The organism is Sphingopyxis sp. MWB1, from assembly GCF_000763945.1.
Lineage (GTDB): Bacteria > Pseudomonadota > Alphaproteobacteria > Sphingomonadales > Sphingomonadaceae > Sphingopyxis.
Map to the genome: position 1 here is coordinate 249,146 of NZ_JQFJ01000005.1, position 13,013 is coordinate 262,158.

Annotated in this window: 9 protein-coding genes; 3 read left to right on the plus strand and 6 right to left on the minus strand. The window is 60.1% G+C overall.

Annotation, left to right across the window (positions count from 1 at the left end):
- Positions 1-50: 50 nt before the first annotated feature.
- The 5 genes from JV18_RS0114315 to JV18_RS0114335 form a co-directional block, all read right to left on the minus strand.
- Complete coding sequence (locus tag JV18_RS0114315) at positions 51-1,574, minus strand: tryptophan halogenase family protein (protein ID WP_052072295.1); 1,524 nt, start codon at positions 1,572-1,574, stop codon at positions 51-53.
- Between the two features lie 93 nt (positions 1,575-1,667).
- Complete coding sequence (locus JV18_RS0114320) at positions 1,668-4,811, minus strand: TonB-dependent receptor (RefSeq protein ID WP_235303558.1); 3,144 nt, start codon at positions 4,809-4,811, stop codon at positions 1,668-1,670.
- A gap of 156 nt (positions 4,812-4,967) precedes the next feature.
- Positions 4,968-5,888 (minus strand): SMP-30/gluconolactonase/LRE family protein, encoded by a 921-nt coding sequence (locus JV18_RS0114325; protein ID WP_235303565.1) that lies wholly within the window; start codon positions 5,886-5,888, stop codon positions 4,968-4,970.
- A complete protein-coding gene (locus tag JV18_RS0114330) occupies positions 5,885-7,246 on the minus strand; it encodes a GntT/GntP/DsdX family permease (protein WP_033075607.1) in 1,362 nt (453 codons plus the stop codon). The genes JV18_RS0114325 and JV18_RS0114330 overlap by 4 nt, the downstream gene beginning before the upstream one ends.
- A 28-nt stretch (positions 7,247-7,274) precedes the next feature.
- On the minus strand, positions 7,275-9,485 hold the full coding sequence (locus JV18_RS0114335) for a beta-N-acetylhexosaminidase (protein WP_235303580.1): 2,211 nt from the start codon (positions 9,483-9,485) through the stop codon (positions 7,275-7,277).
- A gap of 277 nt (positions 9,486-9,762) precedes the next feature.
- Here JV18_RS0114335 and JV18_RS0114340 point away from each other — a divergent pair, with 277 nt between their 5' ends.
- Genes JV18_RS0114340 through JV18_RS0114350 form a run of 3 tightly spaced genes read left to right on the plus strand, consistent with a single transcriptional unit; the run spans position 9,763 to position 12,097 of the window.
- Positions 9,763-10,935, plus strand: a complete 1,173-nt coding sequence (locus JV18_RS0114340; protein WP_052072299.1) for a mandelate racemase/muconate lactonizing enzyme family protein — start codon at positions 9,763-9,765, stop codon at positions 10,933-10,935.
- A complete protein-coding gene (locus tag JV18_RS0114345; protein ID WP_033075608.1) occupies positions 10,932-11,327 on the plus strand; it encodes a RidA family protein in 396 nt (131 codons plus the stop codon). The genes JV18_RS0114340 and JV18_RS0114345 overlap by 4 nt, the downstream gene beginning before the upstream one ends.
- Positions 11,324-12,097: a creatininase family protein gene (locus tag JV18_RS0114350; protein ID WP_033075609.1), complete on the plus strand. Its 774-nt coding sequence runs from the start codon at positions 11,324-11,326 to the stop codon at positions 12,095-12,097. Before JV18_RS0114345 ends, JV18_RS0114350 begins: the two co-directional genes overlap by 4 nt.
- Positions 12,098-12,107: 10 nt before the next feature.
- Here the strand turns inward: JV18_RS0114350 and JV18_RS0114355 are convergent, their stop codons facing one another.
- The gene (locus tag JV18_RS0114355; protein WP_033075610.1) at positions 12,108-13,004 is read right to left on the minus strand and encodes a helix-turn-helix domain-containing protein; all 897 of its coding nucleotides are present in this window, start codon (positions 13,002-13,004) and stop codon (positions 12,108-12,110) included.
- Positions 13,005-13,013 lie beyond the last annotated feature (9 nt).

Here is a 13,013-nt window from a genome sequence, read left to right on the forward strand (position 1 = left end):
CTCCGCGGAGCAGTAGAGATATTGGGTGACCAGGGATGCAATGGCGCCCTTCATCGCGTCCGCCCTGCAGCGCGTAATTGTCGTTCGGCTTCCGCGCTGCTCGCACCCATTTTTACCGTGTCGGCGATGGCTGAGCGCATGCGCGCGAATGTTTCACGTAGCTCCCCTTCGCTGACACGATCCGCAAGCGGACTGTAACGCCGCGGCCGCTCATCAAAACCGGCAAGCAAGCTCAACCAGCTTGGCTCCTGAAAACTTTCCCACTCATATCGCACCAATTCACCCTGAGCGCGCCAGGCGTCGAGCTTCATTTGCAACGTGTCGGGCAAGGTCAAACCTCGCATATAATCCCAAAATGGTTCGCCCATCCGCCGGTTGAGGCAATAATGAATCAGCAGGAAATCGCGTATCCGTTCAAATTCCAGTCGCGATTGACGATCATAAACGGCGGCAAGCGCAGGATCGCAGCGGCGATCGGGAAACAAACGCACCAACCGTTCAATTCCCGATTGAATGAGCGTGATGCTTGTGGATTCCAGCGGCTCCAGAAACCCTGCCGCGAGACCAATGGCGACAACATTGCCCTGCCAGAAACGCTCGCGGTGGCCCGGCGTAAAGCGCAATCGCCGAGCCTCGCCGATCGGCACTCCCTTCAATTGGGCCCGTAGCCGCTGCTCGGCCGCATCATCCTCTATATATTCGGAACAATAGACATAACCATTCCCATCCCGGTGACGCAGTGGGATATGCCATTGCCACCCGGCCTCCCTTGCCGTGGCCGTCGTCAGCGGCGGCGCCACTCCCCCATTCTCGCTACCGATCGCAATCGCGCGATCACAGGGCAGCCAGCGGCGCCAGTCGACATAGCCGACGCCCATAGCATCGCCAATCAACAGCCCCCGAAACCCTGAACAATCGATCCATAAATCGCCCACGACACGCTGCCCATTGGCTAGTCGGATCGCCTCCACATGACCATTACCCTTGGACCGCTCGACGCCCTCGATCCGGCCGTCGATATGCGTCACCCCCTTGGCGAGAGACAGATCGCGCAGCATTGCCGCAAATTTGGACGCGTCAAAATGCAACGCGAAGTCAAACAAGCCAAGGTCATTGGCCGGTCGCGGATTGGGAACGAGGAAACGCCCCTGCTGGGCCAGCTGGGTGCAGAGACAATAATCGGATAGCGGCACGTCATCGCCTGCAGACTGCAGCTTCAGCCAATATTGATGAAAGGGCACACCGCGCGCGGGCACCCCATAAAGGCCAAAGGGGTGAAAGAAATAATGCCCCTTCTCGGCCCAGTCCTGAAAAGCGATGCCCAGCTTGACCGTGCCTTCGGTCGCGGCGAGCACGTCGGCATCCCTGAGGCCCACCGCCGCCAGAAAATCGCGGATCGCGGGCACGGTTGCCTCGCCAACCCCGACCGTTCCGATTTCGGAACTGTCGACGACCGTTATTTCAAGGGAAAGGTGGCGCAGATGCTGCGCCATATAGGCGGCGGCCATCCATCCGGCCGTTCCGCCCCCGACGATCACCACCCGCCGGATTTGCTGATCCTGGTCGTTCTTCATCACTTGACCACCCCTTACCCCTGCCTTCTCATGCAAGAAAGCTCGCCGCTCGCACAAGGCGAGCGGCGAGTAGGAGAGGTTCGATGAAAATGATCAGAACCGAGCGCGAACACCCGCTACAAACTGACGCTCGTAAATCTGATCCCAACCGACCTGATCTTTCCAAGTCAAATAATAGCGTTCGGACTCGCCAGTGATGTTGGAGGCCTGACCATAAAGGGTAATATTGTCGGTCACAGCAAACGAAACAGAGGCATCAAAATAATTGGTCGGACGCTGATAGACCGACAGACCGCGGATTCCGGCCCAATTCTGGCTATTAAGACGCTTCGAACGATAATTATAAGCGATACGCGCCGAAAATGGCCCATTTTCATACCAGAGGGCAGCGTTTACCTGATGCTTGGAGTTGTCTTGGAATGGCTGCTTCTTGCCAGCAAGATCCACAGCTCCCGTATCGCCCAGCGAAAGCGTATAGTTCGCATCGACGCCAAAGCCGCCGAGGAAACCATCCACGCCATAATCGGTCAGCGCCTGACGAGCCGAAGCCTCAAAACCCTTGAGCGAGCCTCCTGATCCTTGGACAATTGTAGTTACGGGTAGCGCCGGATTTCGAACGACCCCGTCATTGTCAGGGATGTCATTTCGCAGGATGGTCGAGTTAAGAATGAAGTTTTCCACCTCAAGATAGAACGCACCCACCGCTAGCATGCTCGAAGGCCCAGTATAGAGCTCGAGACTGGCCTCCACGTTGCTCGACCGCCAAGGCTTTAGGTCCGGGTTACCGCCCTGATTGGCCGATTCGGCGCGAAAGATCGGTGGGCTGACCGAGTTGTCGATCGCATAGCCGATCCGGAGTCCGCCACCCCACTGGATGAAATCCAGCAGCGTCATCGTCTTCGCATAGGAAGCTCGAAGCTTCAGCTTGTCATTCAAATCGAAGGCGACATTGAGCGCTGGCAAGAAATCCGTGAACTCCCGGTTAAAGTATACATCGCCCGCATCCACGCCGGAAACGCCATAGGGCTGTCCGTCGCCCAGAATGTTCTGAAGAACACGGAATTTGGTATTCACGACACGCACGCCGCCATTGGCACGGAACGGGAGACCAAAAACCTCACCCTCCCCATTTGCCTGCACATAGCCCGAAATCTGGCGCAGGTTCATTTCAAAAGAATCCGCCGGATTTATGTTGTTGATGTTGCCCGGATAGAATTTATTCTGGATCGCTTCGGCATCATCCAGTTCGCGTGGATCGATAGCCCAAATGTCCGGTAAGCCCGCAGCGTTGAGCTTATATGGCTTCATTTTCCCGCCAAAAATCGCATCGGTGCCGTCGCGTACCAAACCGGCGGTATACGGATCCCCGTTTGCGTCACGGACCGAACAGGCCGCGCTACCCATATTGACGTCAAATGATTTCCATTTGACCAAACATCCGCCAGCGGGATTCGAGGGATGATCGGTATTCCCCGCATAAAGGGGCGATACACGCTCGAACGTAAACTGTTCGACCGCACGTTCACTATAGCGGGCGCCTGCGCTGATCCCGATACCGCTATCCGATTCCCACTCAACGTCACCGCGAAGGGCCCAAATATCACCATCGCGGTGATCATTCCCTTCGGAAGAAACAGCCTTCAACGCATAGGTGCTCAGATCCTTCACCTGATCAAGAAAAGCGGTAGGGAATTTAAAAGCAAGTTTGCCGCTGGAGTAATCAACTGTCGCTTTTTGGCTGTAAATGCGATAGCCGTCCGGATTGAAGGCGCGATCACCTCCCAAGCTGTCAGGGTAGTTTCCGACTCCATTATACGCCCATTGGCTGCCGTCAGTCAGGTTGAACTGCAGATAGGACTGGTCCATTTTCCGGCTGGCTTTACCATAAATACCGCGCAGCGTGGCTCTCAACCCTTCGCCATTGTCATAATCGAGCTGAAGATTGTAATTTTGCGATTCCGATTTAGTCCGGAACGTTTCCGAATAGCTGTCAGCATTCGGCATATCATATTCATAAGTTTGGACCGTATGAACGTCATGTTGACGCCCGCCGATGACTGGGCTTTTCGCGCCAGTATCGCGGAACTTGGTCGGCAAAAACGGCGTCTGCATCCAGCCAACATTCTGGAACAAAAAACCTGCCGTGCGGTCATATTGCGTCTGACGAGTATAAAATGCATCGGCGGTCAGCTTAAGCGAATCGCTTAATTCGAATTGCAGCGAGACATTGCCGCCCAAACGATCACGCGAGGTAATGCGATCCCACACTGCGTTCGATTGCGGCGCAATAAATGCATCATTCGCATCGCCATCGCCATTTACGTCAAAACCGATAATATTGCCGCCGCCATCGCGAATCGCCGTGCCTCGGCTAACGCCGCCATTGCCCACCGCAAAGTCGCCTTGCGAGCCCTCAGCCTGCTCCTTGGGGCTCAAAGCTTCCCGACGCAACGAGACACCATAGCTTTGAATACCGCGATAGCTGTTCGAAAGATCTACCGTGCTATAGGCGACAGACGCCAAAATGCCGAAGCGGCCAGAATTATAGGCTACAAGCCCGTTGAAAGCGGGATTCCACTCCTTGGTCTTGTCGCCATATTGCGCCTCAGCCGCTGCCGAAACGGTAAGGCCCGACGGCAGATCAAACGGACGCCGGGTCAGCAGATCCACTGTTCCCGAAAGGCCACTTTGCTGCAGCGAAGCGGTCGGCGATTTATAGACTGTCGCCCCGGCGAACAACTGCGAAGGAATGTCTGTAAAATTGGGCTGAACGGTTGTGACCGAGTTCGCCCCCAAAAACTCTTCCCCATTCAGCAGGGTTGTCACCTGAGGAAGGCCGCGAATATTGATCCGCCCACCTTCACCCGCTTCACGGCGAATCTGGATGCCGGGGATACGCTGAAGCGAATCCGAAATGGTGCGGTCGGGCAGCTTGCCGATATCTTCGGCGCTGATGGCATCGACGACGCTGTCGGCCTGACGCTTTACATCAATGGCGCGCGTTTGTGATGCCCGGATTCCCGTTACAATGATTTCGTCCATGGGTGCAGTAGTGGCAGCCGTCACCTCCGCCCCTTCTTGCGCGAAAGCCGCGCCCGGAATGGAAAGCGCTATGACCGACGCGGCGGTCAAAAGCGTCATGCGTGCACGGTCCCTGTGAATTGACATATCCTTCTCCCTGTATGCCTGCGCTTCAAAGCGCTTGATTGCCCCCGTCGGCGGCGCGCGCGCCATCATGCCGACTTCGGATTCGATTTAATACATAAATATGACCAATAATCAAATTATAATAATACCTGTGGTATTATTGCATCGGCGCTCGATCGCCATGCGACCGGCGTTGGCATTCATGTTTCTTTCCTCCTATTTTTGAATTGCTTGGTGCGCTCTGAATCATCTGGAACCGCCATATTCACGGCCCGGAACAGCGGTCCGAAAGTGCTCGATCGCACCGCGGTCCTGTAAAGTTACATAAACACTGCGCCCATCCGGTCCGCCAAAGGCAATATTGGTCGGGTCCTTGCCCCATGTCGGGATTCGGCGAATTTCGCGGCCATCCGGCGCCAGTACGGCGACATGGCCCGCACCATAGCGGGCGACATATAAATTCCCCGCGCGGTCGCAGCGCATACCGTCCAGTCCATGATCGGCAAAGCTGGCAAAGAGGCGCTTGTTGCTCGCGCGCCCTTCGGCATCGAGATCATAGAGCCAGATACGCCGCTGAACGCTTTCGCCGACATAGAGGCGGCGCCCGTCAGGGCTGAGCTCTATGCCGTTGGTTGTGCCCATGTTATTTTCGATCAGTTTAACCTGGCCATCGCGATCAATGCGCCACAATTGGCCGCTTTCGCTCGCCCAATCGGGGTCGCTTGCGTAGAATATGCCGCTGGGCGCGCGGGCGATATCATTGGGCTGATGGGCATGTGGCAGGGAGGCAAAGACAGTTGCCTGCCCCTCGCTGTCGATCCGCAGCAATTGGTGCCCCTTGTAATCGGCGACGATCATCGCCCCGTCGCCGTCAAAGCGAATGCCATTGCCGATGCTGCCGGGCGGAAGATCGGTAAAAAGGCTGGCGCGCCCCGTTCCGTCCCCGGCGGGAACAACGCGGCCGATCGTTCCCTCACGCCCAAAATTGACGACATAGAGCGCGCCGTCGGGCCCGGTGGCCGGCCCCTCGATCCCCGCCGTGAACACGCCGTCGCCGACATAATCGCGCGCCTGGAACAAGGGCGCGCCCGCGGGCAGCGAAGCGCAAGCGGGGAACAACATGATCGCAGTTGCCCCCGCTGCGAAAGAAAGGAGTTTCTGTTTCACAGCCATAGCGCCAGCAGGAGGGTGAACAGCAGCGCCACGATGGAGATGATCGTCTCGCACACCGTCCAGGTCTTGAAAGTTTGCGGCACCGTCATGCCGAAATAGGTCTTCACCAGCCAAAAGCCTCCGTCATTGACATGCGACAGGATGAGCGAGCCCGCCCCGGTCGCGAGCACCAGAAGTTCGGGCGAAATATCGCTTCCCGCTGCGACCGGGGCGACGATCCCTGCAGCGGTGGCCATGGCGACCGTCGCCGATCCGGTCGCGATCCGCATCATCGCCGCCACCAGCCAGGCGAGAAGCAGCAGCGGCACGTCAACGCGCTGTGCCATGCCAACCACCGCATCAGAAATTCCGGCTTCCATCAGGATGCGCCCGAAACCCGCGCCCGCGCCGACGATCAAGGTAATCAGCGCGGTGGGTGCGAGACATTGTTCCAGAAAGCGCCCGATGGTTTCCCGATCATAGCCTCGCGCGCTGCCAAAGGTGAGAAAGGCCAGCAACAACCCCGCGAGCAGCGCCGTGACCGGATGGCCCATCATGCGAATAAAATCATTTGTCGCGCTGTCTGCGGGTGCGAAAAGATCGGCCCAGCTGCCAAGGAGCATCAGCAAGACCGGTAGCAGGATGGTGAACAATGTGATGCCGAAACCGGGAAGCTCCCGCGTATCAGTCGCCGCGCCCGGGCCATTGCCGCCATCGGTCAGCGCCTCGGCCATCGCATTTGGACCTTCGATCGTCACATAGCGATCAATCAGGCTCGCAAAAAGCGGCCCGGCAATTGCCGCGGTCGGGATGCCGACGATCAGCGCATAGAGAACGGTACGTCCAATATCCGCCTGATATGCCCCCACCGCGAGCAAGGCAGCGGGATGCGGCGGGACCAGGCCATGCACCACCGAAAGGCCCGCGACCATGGGCAGGCCGACCTTGATGATCGACGTGCCCGTCCGCATGGCGACGGTGAAGACGAGCGGGATCAGCAGGACAAAGCCCACTTCGAAAAAGACGGGCAAGCCCACGACCAGCGCCGCGACCATCATCGCCCAGTGCACGCGCTGCGGCCCGAACCAGCCGATCAGCGTCTGCGCGATCCGCTCCGCGCCGCCCGATTCGGCCATCAGCTTGCCGAGCATCGTGCCCAGCCCGACGACCAGCGCGATATGGCCCAGCGACCCGCCGACCCCCTCTTCATAAATGGCGAGGAGCCGGTCGAGCGGCAAACCGGCCGCCGCGCCGAGCAGCAGCGAGGTGATCAGCAGCGCCAGAAAGGGATTGAGCTTCCACCGCGCAATCAGAAATACCAGCCCGATGACGGCAGCCAGCCCCATCAGAACAAGAATAGCCTCTCCGCTCATCGCCTCGCCTCCCCCCTTGACCCCAAGCTCACTCGGCCTTCAACTGGACCGATTTGATCGCCCACAGAGGGTCGGGACCATCGCCGGTGAAGGTGAAGCAAAGGTCGGCCTTGCCCTTCCGCGGGGCGACCGGAACGGTCAGGCGCGTCACCGCCGGGCTGGTCACCTGCGCGAGCGGCACCCAGCCGATGCGTTCGCCCTCGCAGCCGCCAGCACGGATTTCCAGTTCGCCTTCGGGCGTAGCAGGCGCGCTACGCGGCGTGACATTGCGCCCGTTGCTCAGCTGGAAATTGAAGGGAACCTGCCCCACTTCGACGTCGATCGCCGCGACCTTGTCCATCGGCGCGGCCTCGAACAGCCAGCAGGGGCTGAGGATGTTGACGAGGAAGTCGGCGCGCGGCCCCTCGGCGGGTGCATCGTCGATCAGCGCCAGCGGCAGGCCCTGGCTGCATTGCTTGAGCTCGCGATCATCGCGGCGCAGCACATTGACCCGGTCATAGCTTCTATCGAGCGCGCCCGGCAGAGCGGTGCCGCCGCGAAAGGCCGCCGCGCGCAACCGCGCCGGCAGCTTGAGCGTCAGCGGCTGCGAATAAAGCTGCGCCTTCGGCCCCGGTGCGCTGCCATCGGTCGTATAGCGTATCTCCGCAGGCACCTGCACCGACAGGTCGAGCGTTACCTGCCTCTCCGCTTGCGACGCGATACGCGCAACCGGGGTGAAAGCACTTTTGGCAGGGTCAAAGCCCATGGCTTTCATGCGATCCACTTGCGGCACCAGCCGGTCGACAAAGCCAGCGAAATCGTCACCCGCGCCGCGCCACGCCACCTCGGCGAGCGCCGAGAGGCGCGGGAAAATCATATAGGATGCCCGCGCATCGTCGCGGGCATGTTCGCTGAACAGGGTCGCTTCCAGCCCGATGATATGCCGCTGCTGCTCCGGGGTCAGCGAATCGGGAAGCGGATCGAAATTATAGATATCTTCCAAGGTGATCAGCCGCCCGCGCCCCGGCCCTTCGCCCGCCTCGACGCCCTGCCGATGATCAAGGTAAAGGTCGGGCGAGGGCGCCAAAATCGCATCATGCCCGGCATGGGCGGCGATGATCGCGCCCTCCACCCCGCGCCACGACATGACCGTCGCATTGGGGGCGAGCTTGCCTTCGGCAATTTCGTCCCACCCCACAAGCTTGCGCCCGCGCTTGGCCAGCATCGCCTCGACGCGCCGCATGAACCAGGGTTGGACTTCCTCCATTTTGGCCAGTCCCAATTCGCGCATTCGCTCCTGCACGCGCGGCGAATTGGCCCATTGCTCGGTAATCACCTCGTCACCGCCCACATGGATATAGGGTGACGGAAAGAGTGCGACCGTTTCGGCGATTACATCGTCGATAAAGGAAAAGCTGCTTGCCTCGATATTGAAGACCCAGGGATAGACCCCCCAATCAGCATGAACATCATCGGGAATGGGAACCCCGGTGCCGAGCTCGGGATAGGCGCGAAGCGCCGCCAGCGCGTGACCCGGCAATTCCAGTTCGGGAACGACGGTGATGTTGCGTGCAGCCGCATAGGCGACAATGTCGCGAATCTCTTCCTTGCTGTAGTGGCCGCCATAGGGCGGCAGAGGCGGCGCACCGGGCGCGGTGGCGGGAAGGCGCCATCCCCCCACTTCGGTCAGCTTTGGATATTTGTCGATCGGCAGGCGCCAGCCCTGATCATCGACCAGATGCCAGTGGAAGATATTGAGCTTGTGCGCGGCCATCGCGTCGATCAGCCGCTTGATGAAATCCACCGACTGCATATGCCGCGCGCTGTCGAGCATGAAGCCGCGCCAAGCAAAGCGCGGCGCATCCTCGATCGACACGGCGGGAACGACCGCCGCGCTCGCCGACGCCAATTGCCACAGCGTTACAGCGCCATGAAACAGGCCGGCATCGTCGCTCGCCCTGATCGTGGCACCGCGCGGCGTTGTGACCAGGCGATAGCCTTCGGCAGGCAGCCCAGCGACCCGTTCGAACCGCACCGTCACCGCCGGGTCTTTGCCCGCCGCCCGCTGGCCCAGCTTGTCCCGCAGCCAATTCACCGCTTTTTGCAGGCCCACATCGTCGGACGCCGCCACGATGGCGACACCGTCAGAAAGGCGGAACCCGCCCTCTGACGGTGTCGCGGAGACAGGCTTAGGCAGGAGAGGCAGAGCGCTGGCCCGCTGCTCCGCCCCCACCGGAATAGCCGACGCCATCGCCAGCATGCCGGCGAGAAGGCCCGCGGCGATTCGTCCCCGCCTTGCAGGCCTGAACCTGCAATTGCCCGTCTTTTTCATTACTCCCCATCTCCCGATAAGACCAATTTTCCAATGGTTCTAATTTCGATATTTTCACCAAGCTCGCATAAAAGGTGGTTTTGCGTCAACATGTTTATAAAATGCGCAATTATTGGTCTCTTTGCACTGGCGCATTGGTCTAAATTGGTTATGATACACCAAGGCTCCGGCTCAGCCGGGCGAGAAAGGGAGAGGCAGAGAGGCCATGGCGACCATATCGCGCGGAAGCGCGGGCATCGGCGACGCACCGATCATCACCAAATTTGAATTTCACGAAGTTGTGGTTCCGGCGAAGCCCGGCATCGTCAATTCCGAATCGCTGGCCAAGCCGCTGCACATGCTTCCTGTCGGCGGCAAGGCGGCGTGGAGCGTCCAGTTCGACGCCTTGCCCAAGCTGGTCGTGAAAATGACACTGGCCAATGGCGTGGTCGCGCTCGGCGAATTTTACCGCGACCATGAATGGGCGCGGATCGAGGCCATTTCGGGCGAATTGCTCGGCACCGATATTTCCGCCCTGTCGCTGCAGCAATTACCGCTGCCGCTGGTGCGCGAATTTGACGGGTTCGAACTCGCGCTGTGGGACGGGTGGGCCAAGACGCTGGGCGTGCCGCTTTACAAGCTGCTCGGCGGGCGGGTGCGCGACGCGGTCTTATGCCATGCCTGGTCGAGCCATCGCACGCTCGACGAAATCGGCCCGTGGGTGCGCGCCTATCAGGACCAGGGCTATCGGGCGATCAAGCTGAAGGCCGATCTGGAAGATGATGTCGTCGGCCTGTGCGAACAGATTGCCGCCCATGCGCCGGGAATGAAGGTGGTGTTCGACCCCAATCAGCGCTGGGAAAATATGGCGTCGGCCAAGATCCGCGTGCGCGGGCTGGAACAGGTGGGCAATGTGCAGTTGCTCGAAGATCCCATCCCCAAATGGATGATCCCCGACTATGCCGATCTCTGCCGCTTTTCGTCCATTCCCATCACCCAGCATATTGCCTTGCCCTATATTTATCAGGGGCAGCGGGTGCATGATATCATTGCACTGATCCAGCAGCGCGCCGCCGATGGTTTCAACTTCAACGCGGGGCTTGCCAAATTCGCGCAGCTCAATGCCATTGCCGAGGCGGCCAATCTTTACTGCTTCCACGGCTCCGAAATCGACCTTGGCATTTTGGAGGCCATGTATGTGCACCAGTCGATCGCGGCGAAAAGCTGTGTCTGGTCGAGCGACATTTTCGGCCGCCTGATCCGCGAGCATGACCTGCTCAAGACCCCGCTGCGCTTCGAGCCGCCCTATGCCTTTGTTCCTGAAGGGCCGGGGTTGGGGGTCGAGCTCGATCCCGCAGCGCTTGAACGCTATTCCATCCGCCACGAGGTTTTCGCATGACCGCATCCCGCCCCATCCAGCCCGTCGCCTCCGAACAACATGTCACGGCCGGACCCTATTCGCCCGTGCTGCGGATCAGCCGCGATGCCGATATCATCGTCATTTCGGGCCAGGCCCCGCTCGATCTGCAGGGGCAGGTGATCGGCGATACGATTGAGGAGCAGGCGCGCGTCACGCTGGAAAATTGTCGCAAGCAGCTTGCCGCCGCGGGCGCCAGTTTTTCGGACGTGTTCAAGGTCAATGTCTATATGACCGACCTGGCCGACTGGCCGCGCTTCAACAACGTCTATCGCGAGATCATGCCCCAGCCCTTCCCCACGCGCACCGCCATCGGCTGCGCGCTGCTCGACGGTTTTCAGGTCGAAATTGAAATGTGGGCGGTGCTCGCATGAAGTGGGAGGCGCTGACCAGCCCGATGCTGGGCGCGCTCGACCGCGACACGCCGGTCATCCTCAACATCGGGGCGATTGAACAGCATGGGCCGCATCTGCCGCTCGCCACCGATGCGCTGATCGGACGCCATTTCACCGACCGGATCGATGCCGAAATGGGCGAGGAGGTGCTGATCCTGCCGCAGATTGCGGTTTGTTGCTCGCGCCATCATATGGCTTTTGCCGGCACGCTGACCGTCAGGCACGAAACCTTCCTTGCCTATCTGACCGATCTGCTCGCTGCGGTGGTCGCCCATGGGTTTCGCAAGATCATCCTGTTCAACAGCCATGGCGGCAATCTGGCGATCGGACAGGTGGCGCTTGAATCCTTTGGCAATGATTTTCCCGAGATCGACATCTTCCTCCTCACCTGGTGGCGCATCGCCGCCGAGGAGCTGGCGAAGATTCAGGAAAGCAGCTTTGGCGGCGTCGGCCATGCCTGCGAATTTGAAACCTCGCTGGTCCAGATGATCGCGCCCGAGCTTGTACGGATCGACAAGGCGGTCGACCAGCTTCCCGTTCATGATTTCCATTGGGCCGCCGCCGACCTGCTCCACGGCGGGCGCGCCGCGCATCATCGCAATATGCATCAGCTTAGCGCCGGAACCGGCGTGTCGGGCTGCCCCTCGCTCGCTTCGCCGGAGAAAGGACGCGCCATTTCGGACGCGGTCACGCGCGTTGCGGTTTCGATGCTGCGCGACATTCGGGCTGGAGGATCTGTCGCCCCCTAAGGCGTAATCGTTACCGCAACATAATGCGTCCCATCGGCGCCGCCCGTTCGCGGGCGTCGCTCCCTTCCTCTCGTTCGCTTCCTCGCTGGGGGGCGTCGCCTGCGGCAGTGGGCTGCGTCTGCATAAGGTGGCGAGTGGCCTCGTCCGCAGGAAACCATAATTCGGTTCGCAGCGAGGTCAGCGTTACATCCTGAGGCAGGGCGAAAACGCTCTGCACGGTCAGGAAGCGCATCTCGCCCCAGCAGGTGTCGAAAATCAGGTTGAGATAGGGTCCCGACTGGCGGCGCGCACCTCCTTCGGGGCGCCGCCCGAAACGCTGATGGAGCGAGGCTTCATAGGCATCGACCCGCGGCTTGAGCGCAGGGCGCACCCATTGCTCGTCACGTAGCTGATCGAGCAGTGCGCCCCCGGCGCCCCAGGGATCGCGCATCCGCGAAAGCAATCCCCCCTTATGGGTTACCGCTGCGATCATGTCGAAACCTTGCAGCCCATCATAATGGTGGATCCTATAGTCGGGCAGCAATTGCATGATCAGCCAGTGGCTCGCCCTGTTGCCCAGGTGCGCAATCCAGTCGGCATCGAAAACCAGCCCCGCAAAAGGTTCATGCATGTCGAGCATCGTCTGGAGCGCCGCCATCGTCTCGGCAAGGCCGCCATTGTCGACAGTTACACCGCCGACGAGCGGCGTATAACCTGCCCGGTGCAGCGCCGCATTGCACAGCGAGGGCGGCGCCTCCGTCTCGGACGCCCAGTTTTCGATCAGGCCGCGGCTTGGCCGGGCGCGCCCGCTTTCAACAAAGCTGACATGGCGCTGCGACACGTTCAGCCGCAACGCCAGCTCGAGCTGCGATATGCGCGAAGATTCCCGCAGCGACTTCAACAATTGACCGACATGATCGCGCGTCATCACTCACCT